The organism is Opitutus sp. sgz309028 (assembly GCF_059821195.1).
Genome location: NZ_JCAMRR010000002.1, coordinates 893,459 through 907,132 on the forward strand (window position 1 = coordinate 893,459; position 13,674 = coordinate 907,132).

The 13,674-nt window shown below is 64.6% G+C and carries 12 protein-coding genes; 9 read left to right on the top strand and 3 right to left on the bottom strand.

Annotated elements, in window-relative coordinates; genetic code table 11:
- Positions 1-8: 8 nt before the first annotated feature.
- Positions 9-2,462 carry a TonB-dependent siderophore receptor gene (locus AC6RV7_RS09480; protein WP_500093728.1) on the bottom strand — a complete coding sequence of 818 codons (2,454 nt, stop codon included), beginning with the start codon at positions 2,460-2,462 and terminating at the stop codon, positions 9-11.
- Between the two features lie 143 nt (positions 2,463-2,605).
- Here AC6RV7_RS09480 and AC6RV7_RS09485 point away from each other — a divergent pair, with 143 nt between their 5' ends.
- Positions 2,606-3,622: a LacI family DNA-binding transcriptional regulator gene (locus AC6RV7_RS09485; protein WP_500093729.1), complete on the top strand. Its 1,017-nt coding sequence runs from the start codon at positions 2,606-2,608 to the stop codon at positions 3,620-3,622.
- Between the two features lie 12 nt (positions 3,623-3,634).
- Here the strand turns inward: AC6RV7_RS09485 and AC6RV7_RS09490 are convergent, their stop codons facing one another.
- Complete coding sequence (locus AC6RV7_RS09490) at positions 3,635-3,829, bottom strand: hypothetical protein (protein WP_500093730.1); 195 nt, start codon at positions 3,827-3,829, stop codon at positions 3,635-3,637.
- A gap of 3 nt (positions 3,830-3,832) precedes the next feature.
- Positions 3,833-4,663 carry a prohibitin family protein gene (locus tag AC6RV7_RS09495; RefSeq protein ID WP_500093731.1) on the bottom strand — a complete coding sequence of 277 codons (831 nt, stop codon included), beginning with the start codon at positions 4,661-4,663 and terminating at the stop codon, positions 3,833-3,835.
- 134 nt (positions 4,664-4,797) lie between these two features.
- Between AC6RV7_RS09495 and AC6RV7_RS09500 the strand changes: the two genes are divergently transcribed.
- The 8 genes from AC6RV7_RS09500 to ribF all read left to right on the top strand — a co-directional run bounded on the left by AC6RV7_RS09500 (position 4,798) and on the right by ribF (position 13,648).
- On the top strand, positions 4,798-5,274 hold the full coding sequence (locus tag AC6RV7_RS09500; RefSeq protein ID WP_500093732.1) for an NYN domain-containing protein: 477 nt from the start codon (positions 4,798-4,800) through the stop codon (positions 5,272-5,274).
- Between the two features lie 2 nt (positions 5,275-5,276).
- Entirely contained in the window at positions 5,277-6,515 is a 1,239-nt protein-coding gene (locus tag AC6RV7_RS09505) for a DUF2851 family protein (RefSeq protein ID WP_500093733.1), read from the top strand.
- A gap of 117 nt (positions 6,516-6,632) precedes the next feature.
- Positions 6,633-7,859 (top strand): transcription termination factor NusA, encoded by a 1,227-nt coding sequence (nusA, locus tag AC6RV7_RS09510; RefSeq protein WP_500093734.1) that lies wholly within the window; start codon positions 6,633-6,635, stop codon positions 7,857-7,859.
- Positions 7,860-7,902: 43 nt separating this feature from the next.
- Positions 7,903-10,446, top strand: a complete 2,544-nt coding sequence (gene infB, locus AC6RV7_RS09515) for a translation initiation factor IF-2 (RefSeq protein WP_500093735.1) — start codon at positions 7,903-7,905, stop codon at positions 10,444-10,446.
- Positions 10,447-10,532: 86 nt separating this feature from the next.
- Positions 10,533-10,931, top strand: coding sequence for a 30S ribosome-binding factor RbfA (gene rbfA / locus AC6RV7_RS09520; protein ID WP_500093736.1), 399 nt, complete (start codon positions 10,533-10,535; stop codon positions 10,929-10,931).
- Positions 10,932-10,942: 11 nt separating this feature from the next.
- Positions 10,943-11,962 carry a DHH family phosphoesterase gene (locus AC6RV7_RS09525; RefSeq protein WP_500093737.1) on the top strand — a complete coding sequence of 340 codons (1,020 nt, stop codon included), beginning with the start codon at positions 10,943-10,945 and terminating at the stop codon, positions 11,960-11,962.
- Positions 11,959-12,684, top strand: coding sequence for a tRNA pseudouridine(55) synthase TruB (truB, locus tag AC6RV7_RS09530; RefSeq protein ID WP_500093738.1), 726 nt, complete (start codon positions 11,959-11,961; stop codon positions 12,682-12,684). The genes AC6RV7_RS09525 and truB overlap by 4 nt, the downstream gene beginning before the upstream one ends.
- Before the next feature lie 19 nt (positions 12,685-12,703).
- Positions 12,704-13,648 (top strand): riboflavin biosynthesis protein RibF, encoded by a 945-nt coding sequence (gene ribF / locus AC6RV7_RS09535; RefSeq protein ID WP_500093739.1) that lies wholly within the window; start codon positions 12,704-12,706, stop codon positions 13,646-13,648.
- Positions 13,649-13,674: the final 26 nt, after the last annotated feature.

Consider the following 13,674-nt stretch of genomic DNA (forward strand, 5'->3'; position numbering starts at 1 on the left):
CGTAAGAACTAGAGTTTGACGGAAAGGGAAATCCACGCGCGCTCCGGCAACCCGCGGCCAATCAGGCCGGTGAGATAAACTTCGTCGGTGATGTTTTTCCACGTGAGCGAAACCGACCACGCGGCCCGGTTCGTTTTCCAATCGTAGCCGATCACCGCGTCCCAAAGCGTCACGTCGTCGAAGAAGAGATTGGGATTCGCGATGCTCAGTTTCTTCTCGCCCGTGTAGTTGGCGCCGCCGCCGATCCAGAGGCCGGCGAGCGGCTTCGCGGTGAAACTGTAGCGCGTCCAGACGTTGAAGAGATACTCGGCGGAGTTCTCGATTTTCGCGCCGACGGATTGGGACAGGGCGGCGGGCGCGCTGACGGTGCGGGCGTCGATCTGACTGAACGACGTGTAGATTTGCCACTGGTCGGTTGGCGACAGCGTGAGGTCGATTTCGTAGCCGGTGCTCTTGTCGTTCGTGCCTTGGATCACGCTCGAGAGTGTCGTGCCGGTCACCGGATCGGGGATGGAGAAACGCGAGATGCGATCCTGCTGGTTGATTTCGAAATACGAGATCGTCGACGACAGCCGGCCGTTGAAGAAATCGGTTTTTACGCCGAACTCCACGCCGTCGGAGGTGACCGGTTTCGCGGGTCCGGCGGGCACGCCGTTGAAGGACAGCAACGTGTTCGCTGGCGTGAACGACTCGCTGTAGGAACCGAAGACGAGCAGCGAGGGCAGCACTTTGTAACCGCCGCCAAACTGCGTCGACGTGCGGCTCACGTCGAAGTCGGTGCCGGCGGCGTTGGTGCGACGATTGAAGGACGACGCCTCGCTCTGGCTGCGGCGAACGCCCGCGATGGCGTAGAGCCGATCGTCGAGAAACGCGCCGTTCAGCACGGCGTAGTAGGCGGTGTTCTCGCCTTCCGAGGTGGCGCTCGCCTGGAGCGGCAGCGCGTATTCGTCGTAAGATTCATTCAGCGTGCGCGTGCCGAGGCTGAGATAATTCCACGGCTGCAGATTCTGCGTGGGCGTCGTCTGCTCGTTGGCCAAACCGGCGGGCGGGTTGGTGGTGGACTGGCGGTTGAATGACTCGCCCTTGTTCTTTTGCAGAAACACGCCGACGAGCGGCTTCAATTTGCCGAACCGAAACTCGAAGTTGCCGGCGAGCTCCGCCTGATAATTCCACGATCTCGCGCCGTCCATCGTGAGCCGCTTGCGGCGATTTTGGAAAATGTAAGGCGACTCGAAGACGACGCTCGGATCGGCGAGCACGCGGTTGGCGAACTGGCGCGCGAGATCGAGCAGGTAGGCGTTCTTCTCCGCGGTCGTCGTGCCGGGAACGGTCGCCGGATCGATCGTGCCGTTCGTGTCGGCGGTGCCGGGCGCGTAGCTGTTGATGTCGCCGATGCCGGTCGCCTTGTTTAGAATTTCGCTCTTCTGATACGAGGCGTTGGCGCGCAGCGTCCAATGGTCGGAGAGTTTGCCGATGTATTCCGCGTTGAAGTTGTCGATCTTGGAATCGCGGTAGTCGTCGGCGCCGGTCCAGTTGAACTTCGAAGGCAGCGGAAACGGATACAGGATGCCGTAGTCGAAGGTGGTCGCGACCGGATCGGTGAGTCGGACAACCGCGGTTGGATTCGCGGCGTTGGCGGCGGAGGCGATGTTGTGCGAAACGACGACGATGTTGGGGATCGTGTTGAACGGCGTGCGCTCCTCGCGTGTGTAGTGCTCGTAGTCGAGGGTCAGCGCGTGATCGCGATTGATCCGCCAGGTGAGCGAGGGCGCGATCACCCAGCGGGTGTCGCCGGCCGGATCGGCGGGATTGGGGCCGTTCTCGAACGCGGCGTTCACGCGCGCGAGGAGCTTGCCGGCGACGAGTGGCAGGTTCGCGTCGAGCTGCGTGCGCAGGTAGTCGTCGGTTCCGAAGTCCTGCGTGATTTGCGCGAAACGTTTCTCGCCCGGTTTCTTCGTGATGTAGTTCACGGTGCCGCCGGGTTCGATCGCGCCGTAGAGGAGCGACGCCGGGCCCTTCACGACCTCGACGCGCTGGATGTTCACCGGATCGACGTAGCGCGCGCCCACGAAGCCGTTGCGCTGCGGCGCGGTCGTATCGAAACCGCGGATATTGAAGCGCGTGTTGCCCGAGACGAATTCGCGACCCGCGCCGGTGACGCCCGGCGCGTATTTCACGATGTCCTGCAAATCGCGCGCCCCGGTATCGAGGATGAACTGCTCCGTGAAGGCGTTGACGGCGAACGGCAGGTTTTTGATCGGCGTGTCGATGCGGGTCGCGGAAACGGAGTTACCGGCGCGGTAGCCCTGATCCTGGCTGGTGGAAACGGTGAACTCGGAGAGCACGACGGGATCGTTGCCGGCGTCGGCGGCCGAGGCGGCGGTTTCCGCAAGTATCGAAACCGCCGCCAGGCAGGCGACGCGGCAAGGGACGTGAAAACGACGGATGAAGGGCGAGGTCATGGTGGGGAAGGGAAGATTGGCGGTCGCAGAGACGAGGGGGTGGCGCGCGCTGACGGGCACCGTGCCGCTGGGCGGAAAAAAGAAAAGGGGCGGTTTATTGAAATTGTTAAACGAACCGGCGCTGCGCAGGCTCCGGCAACCCCATGCCGGACTACGTGCGTTTGAAGGATATCGCCGCGAAAGCGCGCGTGAGCGTCGCCACGGTTTCGATGGCGCTGCGCGGCAGCGAACTGCTGCCGGAGAGCACCCGCCAGCGCATCGCCGCGCTCGCCGAAAAGATGGGCTACCGTTCGCATCCTTACGTTTCCGCCTACATGAGCTGGCGGCGAACTCGCGGCGGACTGAAGCGACCGACGATCGCGCTGTTGCATGCGTATCCGGGCGAGGACGGCTGGCGGAAACACGAATCGCCGACGCTGCGGGAAATGCATCGCGGCGCGATGGAGCAGGCGCGCACGCGGGGTTACGCCACGGAACAGTTTCGCCTCGGGTCCGCGCGACCGTCGCGATTGGTGGACATCCTGCGGGCGCGCGGGATCAAGGGGCTCGTCTTCGCGCCGGTTCCGCAGGTCGTCGCCGATTATGGTTTCCCGTTAACGGATTTTTCCGCGGTGCAGATCGGGGTGGGTCCGGCGGCTCTCAATCTTCCACGGGTGGCCCACGATCACTATCGGGGCGCGCTCGAGGCCGTGCGTCAGTGCGGCGCCCAAGGCTATCGGCGGCCCGGACTGATCATCGACCCCGAGCACGACCTGCGGCTGCAGCACGTGTGGCGCGCAGGTTTCGAGATGGGCGCGGCGGAAAAACGATTTCCTCGGACCGCGATATTTCCGCTCAGCGAAACGCGGCCGGATCGCTCGGCCCTCGCGTGCTGGCTGAGACAGCGGCGTCCGGATGTTATCGTGACGAACCTGCACCGCTTGGTGGAGAAAATGCTGGCCGAGTTGGATTACGCCGTGCCCGCCGATGTCGGCTTGGTGAGCCTGTCGGTGCCCGCGCCGCAACATCGCGTTTCGGGCATCAATCAAAACGGATTTCTGATCGGATCGACGGCCGTCGACCTCCTCGCGAGCGCGCTGCAGTTGCACCAGACCGGCGAGGCGACTGACGCGATCGCCACGCTGATCGGCGGCCGCTGGAATCCCGGCGAGACGTTCTAGATGCGGTCGCGGTCAGTCGCGTTTCCGGCCGACGAAAAACGCGAGCCAGAGGCCGAGCGCGAGGAGCAAAATCAGCCACCAAAAGTAGCGCAGCTCGCGCGCGGCGAGTTCGACGAACGCGAGCACCCGCGGGAAAAACGCCGCCGCCGCGATCAGCGCCAGCCCGGCCAGCGCGATGATGAAAGCGCGCAATCGCGGCGGGCGCATGGTTCAGCGTCGCGGCGTCGCGGCCGGCAGAGTGGGGGGCAGTCCGATCGGCAAGAGGATGTTGGCACCGCCGGCGCCTTCGCCGCCGCCGACCACGAGCGGAGATTTGCCGTCCCATTTCTCGACGATCTGCAGCTGGATCAGGCCGGGATTATCGCGGATCGCTTCGGCGCGCACGCGAATCGCCTCCGCTTCGCCCTTCGCGCGAATGATCGCGGTGTCGGCTTCGATCTGCGCTTTTTGCTGCGTGAAGCGCGCCTTGGCGGCTTCCTGTTCCTGCACCATCTTCGATTCGATGGCCGCTTCGAGTTCCTTCGAGAGCACGATGTTTTCCAGCACGATGTCCTCGATGATCAGAATGCCGCCGATTTTCTCGCGCGCGGCGATGAGCGACTTGGCTTTGATGTCTTCGCGTTTCTTCACGATCTGTTCGGCGCTCTGCAGGGCCGTCACTTCCTTCAGGGCTTCCTGCACACGCGGTGCGATCAGGTTTTCGAACGGATCGCCGGCGAACTCCTTGTAGATGCGGACGACCGACGCTTCCGGCACGCGGTAAAGAATCCGCAGCCCGACATTAACCTGCTGCAGGTCGGAAGAATAGCATTCCGACTCGAGCGGGCGGGTGATTTGTCGAATCGGGATCGAAATGATGTTGGTGACGAACGGCGCCTTCGTGCCGAAACCCTCGGGTTTGAATTGATCGCTTACCCGGCCGAGCGTCACCTGGACGCCGCGAAACCCGGGCTGCACCACGAACGTCGCTTGCGCGGCGGCGATGACCGCGACCAGAACCACGATGCCAAAACCCACCAACCTGCCGATGTTTGAAGCCATGCGCGCGATGCCAGTGGACGAGGCGTGAGGTCGCAAGCGGCGAGTTGGGGGTTGGAAAGGCGCGACGTCATTCCAGCGCAACGATGACGGGAATTTGAATGGTATCGTCGCGCCACGTTGCTCAAGATTTGCAAGTGAGTTTCAGCCGTCACCTGCTCGTCGATGGACCGAACGTCTTACATGCCTGGTCGGAGTTGCGCGGGCTGCTCGCGTCCGATCGCGACACGGCACGCGTGCAACTCGCGCAGCAGCTCACGGCGATTCACGATGTCGAGCAGGTGCGGGTAACGATCGTGTTCGACGGTCGCGGCGCGGAGCTGGCCGTGGAGCGACCCTTTGGCGATCTGACGTTTTCGGTGCTCCACACGCCTTCGTCGCTGGCGGCGGACGACGTGATCGAGCAACTCGTCGCCAACTCGGCCGACCCGTCGGCCTGTATGGTGGCGACCGACGACAACGCGGAGCGCGAGACGGTCGCTGCCGCGGGTGCGAGCGTGCTGCGCGCGGCGGATTTGCAGACGTGGGCGCGACAAGCCGCCACGCGGCAGACGGAAAAAGTGGCGACGCTGCGGGCGGCCGCGGCCCGCCAGTGGCGGCAGCCGCACGCGTGACCATGAGCCGCACCTTGCCGGAAAACGTGGGCGCCGTGGCCGAGCTGCAGGGGTTGTACGGCCCGTTTTCGTTTTCGGAGAAACTGCTGCAGAAGATCTGGCTGAAGGGCGATTTCGACCGAAGTCGAATTGTGGATACAACGGGTGCGCGCGTGCGGGTGTTGCATCCAGGCCGCTGGAATCTGCTGGGCGGCCCGGACTTCAGGGATGCGCGGTTGCGGTTCGATGACGGCGGGGAGGTGATCGGGGACGTGGAGTTGCACCTGCGGGCGACGGATTGGGAGGCGCACGCGCATGTGCGCGATCCGGCGTATGACCGCGTGGTGTTGCATGTGGTGTTGTTTCCGCCGGCGGCGGGACATGTGACGCGTGGCGCCGAGGGACGCGCCATTCCGGTCGTGGCGCTGCTGCCGTGGCTGCATCACGACCTCGAGGAATACGCCGCGGAGGAGGTGGTTGAAACGCTCGCGAACCGCCCGGCCGCGCGGATTCTCGAGGTGCTGGGCCCGCTCGCGCCGGCGGTGCGAGCGGCGCTGTTGCAGGATCACACGGAGCAGCGCTGGCGGCAGAAGGTGCGTTTCGCGCGGTTGCGGATCGAGCGCCTGGGCTGGGACGAGGCGTGTCATCAGACCGCGCTGGAGATTCTCGGTTATCGTTTCAATCGCGCGCCCATGCTGAGAATCGCAGGCGCGCAACCGCTGGCGGCGTGGCGCGCGTCGGAGTTTTCGTCGGAGGCCGTGTTCGAGACGGAACGCGGCGGTTGGAGCTTGCAAGGACTGCGGCCGGCCAATCATCCGCGTCGCCGTCTGCAGCAGTATGCGGAATGGGTGAGCCGCCGGCCGACCTGGCCGGATACGTTACGTGTCGCCAGAAAGTGGATTCAACGTGCGGAGCCGGCGTGGGGTGCAGCGGAAGCGCGCCGGCGGCTGCGGCTGGGCGAACTGCGCGAACGGCTGCGCGAGGAGATCGGTGCGGGCGCGGTGGGCGGCACGCGTTTCGAGAATCTCGTTTGCGACGGGTTCTGGCCGCTGCTCGCGGCCGGAGGCGCCGACGATTTGCAGCCGTATTGGCGGCACTGGTTTGTGGGCGACGTTCCGCCCGTGCTGGCGAAGGCGTTGCGCGAATTGGGCGTGTTCGACGGCCGGCTGCAGCCGGCGTGTCACGGCGCCGTGCAAGGTCTGCTCGGCTGGCTAATTGCGCAGGAGACGCAACGGGCCGTCACGCCGGGGCGCGGGGCTTGACAAGAAATCCCGCCGGCGAATACGTTTTTCGGCTCAATACAACTCACTTTTCACGAAAGTGGGCCCTGCGGCCCGCTTTTTTTGTCCCCATCTTTTTCCCATCAATCTTTTTTCCTTATGAGCAGCGAAATTCTTTCCGTCCTTGAATACATGGAAAAGGAGAAAGGGATCCCTCGCGCGGACATGATTGCGACGATCGCAAATGCTTTGAAGACCGCCGCGCAAAAGGGAGTGAATTCGGGGCAGGAACTGAAAATCGAAATCAATCCGAAGAACGGCCAGCTCCACGCGTGGTCTTTGCTCAAGGTGGTCGATTCCGTCAGCAATCCGAAGACGGAGATTCACATCGAGCGCGCCCAGGCCGTGAAGCCGGGCGCCGTTCTCGGCGAGGTTCTCGAAAAGGAACTCGATCCCTCCACGCTCGGCCGCATCGCCGCGCAGACGGCCCGTCAGGCGGTCATGCAGCGGCTGCGTCAGTTCGAGAAGGACCGCATCTTCGACGATTTCAAGGACCAGGTGGGCAACATCGTGACTGGCACGGTCCGTCGCCGGGAGCGCAACGACCTTTACATCGATCTTGGCAAAGCCGAGGCGGTGATGCCGGCGAAGGAGCAGGTGCCGGGCGAGGAATACCAGCCGGGCGAACGCATTCGCTGCCTGCTGCTCAACATCGAGAGCACACCGCGCGGCCCCGAGATCATCCTCAGCCGTGGCAGTCCGAAGTTCGTCCGCCGCTTGTTCGAACTCGAGGTGACCGAAATCGCTGACGGCACGGTGAAGATCGAAGCCTTTGCCCGCGAGCCGGGTTATCGCACGAAGATCGCCGTCACGAGTGCCGATCCGAAAGTGGATCCGGTCGGCGCGTGCGTCGGCGCCCGCGGCGCTCGCGTGAAGACGATCGTCCGCGAATTGAACGGCGAGAAGATCGACATCATCCGCTACTTCTCCGATCCGCGCGAAATGGTCATCGAGGCGATGAAGCCCGCGGTGCCGCGCGAGATCGTCATCGACGAAAAATCGCATCGCGTCCTGTTGAAGGTGGCGACGGACGATCTCGCGATCGCCATCGGTCGCAAGGGCCAGAACGCTCGACTCACGTCGCGTCTCATTGGCTGGCGGCTTGACATCGAGGAGTTCCGGGCTGTCGGTGACGATCCGCGCGGAAACGCCATCGCGACCTTGGTGAAGACCTTTGGCATCGATGAAGGCGCCGCCGGCCGGCTGGTGGATATGGGCATCAACTCGCCTGCCGCGTTCGAAGGAGTGGAGGCCAGCGATCTCGTCGACGCCGGCTTCTCGTCCGAAGAGGCGGCCGATATCATCGGCCGCGTGTCCACCCGTTAATCCCTTTTAGAAAATCAAGACCGCATCCCCGTCCAAACCACTGATGAGCCTCCGCATTCACGAACTCGCCAAACGCCACAACATGGAGGGCAAGGACATGCTGGCCTTGCTCAAGGAGCGAGGCTACGTCGCTGCGGAAACGAAGTCGGTCTCGAGCACCGTCAGCAAGATCTACGTGGAAGAGATCGAGAAGGAATTTGCCGCCAAAGCGGCTGAGACGGCGGCGGCAGAAGCTGCCGCCGCGCCCGAGGAGCCAGCCGCAGAGGCGCCGGCCACGGAAGCCGCTTCCGACGCGACGCCGAAGCTGCGTCTGCCCGCCGGTGCGTTCGTGAAAACGAAACAGGACGTGGAGCGGGAGAGGGAAGCGGCCGCCGCGGCCAAGGTCGCCGCCGCCAAAGCCGCGGCTGCGCCCGCCACGCCGCCGACGCCACCAGCTCCGACCGTTGCCAGCCGTCCCGCTGCCGTGGTGACTCCGCCGCGTCCGGCCTCGGCTCCGCCGACGCCTCCCCGGATCGCGCCGCCGCCCCCGCGCGTTTCAGCGCCACCGCCGGTGGCTCCTGTGGTTCCTCCATCGCGTCCGAGCACGCCCGCGGCACCCGCGGCGCCCGTGTCGGCACCGCCTGCGCCTCCCGTTGCAAAGGCTCCCGTCGCTCCGCCGCCCGTGTCGGCCCCGCCCGCACCGGTTGCGCGCACGGCTCCGCCTTCTCCGCCTGCCCCGCCGCCGCTGCCCGGCGCGAGTCCGGCTCCCGTGGCTCCGCCCGTTCCCCCGACGGCGCCGGCCGCAGCTGAGGACGCTCCGTCAGGCGAGGTCAAAATCATTCATATCAAGCCGCCGATCGTCGTGCGCGATTTCGCCACCGCGCTCGGGCTGAAGCCGTTCCGGCTCATTTCGGAGCTGAATCAGGCAGGCGGTTTTGCGTCGATGAACTCCAACATCGACGAAGCCGTCGCGATCAAGGTCGCCGAGAAGCACGGCTTCATGCTGGAAATCAAACACCGCGGCGACGCGGCGACCCAGCAGCAATCGCAGAAGAAGGAAAAGAAACCGGAGGAGGACGAATCGAAGTTCCTCGAGCCGCGACCGGCGGTCGTGTGCATCCTCGGTCACGTCGACCACGGCAAAACCTCGCTGCTGGACGCAATTCGCAAAGCCAATGTCGCGAGCGGCGAGGCCGGCGGCATCACGCAGCACATCGGCGCTTACCAGGTCGATTTCCAAGGCCGCAAGATCACGTTTCTGGACACCCCGGGTCACGCGGCGTTTTCGAAGATGCGCGCCCGCGGCGCCAACGTCACCGATATCGCGGTGCTGGTGGTCGCGGCGGATGACGGCTTCATGCCGCAGACCGACGAGGCGCTGAAACACGCGCAGAATGCGAAGGTCGCGCTGATCGTCGCCATCAACAAGATGGACGTGAAGGGCGCCAATCTCGACCAGGTGAAGGCGCAGATGCAGCAACGCGGCATCGCGCCGGAAGACTGGGGCGGCGAGACCATTACTGTGCCGGTGGCGGCCATCAAGGGCCAGGGCATCGACAATCTGCTCGAGATGATCGGTCTCCAGGCGGATGTGCTCGAGCTGAAGGCCAACCCGAAGGCAGAGGCCAGCGGCGTGATCATCGAATCCCAAGTCGACGTGGGCCGCGGTCCGATGGCCACGGTCATCGTGCAGCGCGGCACGCTCCGCGTCGGCGACACCCTGGTGTGCGGTCCGTATTACGCGCGGGTCCGGGCGATGTTCAACGACAAGGGCGAGAACCTGAAGGAAGCTCCGCCGTCGACGCCGGTGCGGGTGATCGGCTGGTCCGGCACGCCCGACAGCGGCGCGACGTTCAAGGCGGTCAAGAACGCCCGTGAAGCCGAGAAACTGGCCGAGGAGGAACAGCAGCGCCTGCGCAAGGCCGCGACGGTCACCGACTCCGCGCCGAAGGAGGTCTCGGTCGAACAGCTGTTCGCGAACATCGCGGCGACCCAGGCCAAGGTGCTCAAGTTGATCATCAAGACGGATGTCTTTGGCTCCTCCGAGGCGGTGCGCACCGTGCTCGAAAGCATCAAGAGCGCAAAGGTCTCGGTGGAGATCGTCTCGACCGACGTCGGGCTCGTGACGAAGAACGACGTGCTCATGGCGAGTGCCGCGGGCGCGGTCGTGATCGGTTTCAACACGAAACTCGAAAACGGCGTGACGCCGCTCGCGAAGCATCATGGCGTGCGGATCGAGACCTACTCGATCATCTACGAACTGGCCGACAAGGTCCGCGAGATGATGGCCGATCTGCTCGAGCCCGACATCAAGGAGGTCAAGACCGGCGCCGCCGAAGTGCGTCAGGTGTTTCCTCTCGCAAAGGGTTTCGTGGCGGGCTGTCTCGTCACCGAAGGCAAGATCACGCGCAACGCCTCGGCGCGACTGCGCCGCGGACGCGAGATCGTCACCGAGGGCAAGATCGCCACGCTCAAGCGCTTCAAGGACGACGCGAACGAAGTGCGCGCCGGCCTCGAGTGCGGCATCAAGCTCGACGACTTCAACGGCTATCAGGCGGGCGACGTCATCGAGGTTTACGAAGTCCAGAAGGTCAGAGCGTCGCTGTGATTTCGGAGTTTTGATTCTCGAGTTTCGATTGGCGCAGCCGGTCGCAGGCGAGAATCGAAACCCGAGCGCCGAAACCCGAGCACCCGATGTCGAATCGCACCCTGCGTGTAAACGAGCTGATCCAGCGCGAACTCAGCGATATCCTGCGCAAGCGGTATCAGAGTGAAGCCGTGGCGATCACGATCACGGAGGTGCGGGTCGCGCCGGATCTGCGCGATGCGCGGGTGTTCGTGTCGGTGATCGGAAACGAAGACGTCCAGACGCAAAAGCTGCGCTGGCTGAAGCAGCAAACGCGGGTGCTGCAGGATGAACTGAGCCGGCGGATCGTGTTGAAATACATGCCGCGGTTTCAATTTGTGGCCGACCACTCGGTGGCGCAGGGCACGCGCATCTTGCAGATGCTCGACGAAATCGGCGGCGAGCCCGCGCCCGCGGACGATTCGTTGCAGGACGAGCCGTCTCAGGACGAGCCGCCGCGGGCGTAGGGAGGAGTTTCGTGGAAAAATTTTATCCTGAGCTTTCCGCGCGTTTCGCGCGCTTTCTCGAGCAGATCCGCGGGCGCAAGGTCGCCGTGATCGGTCACGCGCGGCCAGATGGCGACTGCATCGGCGCCCAGATCGCGCTGGCGCGGGTGCTGTGCACGCTCGGGCACGACGTCATCTGCGTGAATGCCGACATCGTGCCGCGCCGGCTGCAGTTCCTCGTGCCGGGCATGACGTTTTTGCGCACCGACGACGTGCTGGCCGATCCCACGGACTATGCGGCGATTTTCGTCGACTGCGCGGATCACGCGCGGGCGGGCGAGCGCCTGCGGACCCGCTTTCCCGCGCCGGTCGGCAACATCGACCATCATCTGAGCAATATCGGTTACGCGGAGACGAACCTCGTCGACAGCGCGTCGGCCGCGACCTGTGAGATTCTGGCCGGCATGTTCTTCGACAACGGGCTCACCGTTGTCGCGCAGGCCGCGCAGGGCCTTTACACCGGAATCCTGACCGACACGGGGCAATTCAGGTTCACGTCGACGACGCGCCGGACCTTTCTGCTCGCGGCGGAATTGATGGGTCGCGGAGCGAAACCCACGGAGGCGGGCTTCGAGCTCTACGAGCGCGAAACCACCGGCAAGCTGCAACTGCTGCAGCGTTTCCTCGCCTCGCTCGCGATGGAGTGCGATGGCCGCATCTGCATCGGCGTGCTGCCGAATGGGGTCTTTGAAGAAACCGGCTCGAACACCGAGGACACGGAAGGCCTGGTGGACTATGCGCGTTGTATCGACGGCGTGGATATCGGCGTGCTGATCGAGGAGCGTCCCGACGGCTCGGTGAAGGCGAGTCTGCGCGCGAAGGATCCCGCTTTCCGGCTCGACCGCGTCGCGGCGCATTTCGGCGGCGGCGGACACGCCTGCGCGGCGGGACTCAGTCTGAAGCACGGCGTCGCGGGTTTCCGCGAGCGGCTGGTGGCGGCTTTGGCCGCGCAAATCGCCGCCGTCGACGCGGGCAAAAAGAAAGGCGTATGATACTGCAGCGAAAGGAACTCGACGGCGTGCTCCTCGTGGACAAGCCCTCCGACCACACGTCGCACGACGTCGTCGCGCGTTTGCGGCGCAAGTTGAACATGAAGCGCATCGGCCACGCGGGCACCTTGGATCCGATGGCGACCGGCCTCATGATTCTGCTCATCGGCAAGGCGACGCGGATTTCGCAGTATTTGATCAGTCTCGACAAGGAATACGAAGGCACGGTCGAACTCGGGAAGGTGACCGATTCGCAGGACGCGGACGGCGAAGTGCTGGAGACGCGGCCGGTGCCGGCGCTCACCGAGGAACAATTGCGCGCGGCGATGAAGACGTTCCTCGGCGATCAATATCAGACCCCGCCGATGTATTCCGCGATCAAGATCGACGGCGTGCCGCTCTACAAGTCAGCCCGCAAGGGCGTGGAGGTGGAGCGTGAACCGCGTTTCATTCGCGTGATGAGCTTTGAGCTGACGAAGTTCGGCGTGCCGCGCTTCGATTTCAGGCTGCGTTGCAGCAAGGGGACCTACGTGCGCACGATCGCGCACGATCTGGGGCAGCGACTCGGCTGCGGTGCGCACCTCGCGGCGCTGCGTCGCACGGCGACGGACAAGTTCAACGTCACCCAGGCGCTCACCATCGAGCAAATCGAAGCGCTCCCGATCCCGGAGATCGAAAAGCGTCTGATTCCCGCCCATCAGGCGGCGCCCACCGTGGCGTTCTAAAGCGGATCCGATACGCCGCATGAGCCTGCCCGCGCAATTCGACGGCTTGGAAAAAGCGGTGTTGCCGCCGCGGCCACTGCACCTGGCGATCGGGATTTTCGACGGCGTGCATCTCGGGCACCGCGCGGTGATCGAATCGGCCGTGCAATCGGCGCGCCGCAGCGGCGGCGTGTCCGCGGTGCTGACCTTCGATCCGCATCCGAGCGCCGTGTTGCGACCCGCGCAGGCCACGAAACTGTTGATGTCGCGTGCGGCGAAGGCCCGGGTGGTCGGCGAACTGGGCGTGGAGATCGTGATCACGCAGCCGTTCGACGAGACCTTTGCGGCGCTGGCGGCGGAGGACTTCCTGATCTGGCTGCGCCGCTATGCCCCGCGGCTGGCGGGGATTTACGTCGGGGAGAACTGGCGTTTCGGTCGCGGGCGCGCCGGCGACGTCGCGATGCTGGTGGCCGAAGGGAGGCGGCATGGGGTGCATGTTTTCAGCGCGCCGCGCGTGAACCTCGATGGCGAGGCGATCAGCAGCTCCCGCATCCGCACGTTGCTGGAGGCCGGCCAGGTCGCCGCGGCGAATTCACTGCTTGGATACGCGTATGTGTCCGAGGGCCGGGTGGCGCCGGGAAAAAAACTCGGGCGCACGATCGGCTTTCCGACGCTCAATCTCGACTGGACGCTCGCATTTCGTCCGCGCCTGGGCGTTTACGTGGTCCGGATCGGCGGGGAAAAAACGCCGACGGCGCTGCGCGGTGTGGCGAATTTCGGACTGCGGCCAACCGTGGAAAAAACCACGGAGCCGCGGCTGGAAGTGCATGCGCTGGACGAGTGTCCGTATGATGCCGGCGACGACATTGTCGTGGAATGGCTGGAGTTCCTGCGGCCGGAGATGAAGTTCGGCGGACTGGGGACGCTGCGAGCGCAAATCGCGGCCGATCGGGAGGCTGCGATCGCTTATTTCCGCTCGTCGTAGCCGCGCTGAGCAGGCAGTGAGTAAAA

Excerpts from the sequence above, each read along its gene's own strand:
- infB (WP_500093735.1), top strand. The coding sequence starts at position 7,903 with ATGAGCCTCCGCATTCACGAACTCGCCAAACGCCACAACATGGAGGGC.
- nusA (WP_500093734.1), top strand. The coding sequence starts at position 6,633 with ATGAGCAGCGAAATTCTTTCCGTCCTTGAATACATGGAAAAGGAGAAA.
- truB (WP_500093738.1), top strand. The coding sequence starts at position 11,959 with ATGATACTGCAGCGAAAGGAACTCGACGGCGTGCTCCTCGTGGACAAG.
- ribF (WP_500093739.1), top strand. The coding sequence starts at position 12,704 with ATGAGCCTGCCCGCGCAATTCGACGGCTTGGAAAAAGCGGTGTTGCCG.
- AC6RV7_RS09505 (WP_500093733.1), top strand. The coding sequence starts at position 5,277 with ATGAGCCGCACCTTGCCGGAAAACGTGGGCGCCGTGGCCGAGCTGCAG.
- AC6RV7_RS09495 (WP_500093731.1), bottom strand. The coding sequence starts at position 4,663 with ATGGCTTCAAACATCGGCAGGTTGGTGGGTTTTGGCATCGTGGTTCTG.
- rbfA (WP_500093736.1), top strand. The coding sequence starts at position 10,533 with ATGTCGAATCGCACCCTGCGTGTAAACGAGCTGATCCAGCGCGAACTC.
- AC6RV7_RS09490 (WP_500093730.1), bottom strand. The coding sequence starts at position 3,829 with ATGCGCCCGCCGCGATTGCGCGCTTTCATCATCGCGCTGGCCGGGCTG.
- AC6RV7_RS09480 (WP_500093728.1), bottom strand. The coding sequence starts at position 2,462 with ATGACCTCGCCCTTCATCCGTCGTTTTCACGTCCCTTGCCGCGTCGCC.
- AC6RV7_RS09485 (WP_500093729.1), top strand. The coding sequence starts at position 2,606 with ATGCCGGACTACGTGCGTTTGAAGGATATCGCCGCGAAAGCGCGCGTG.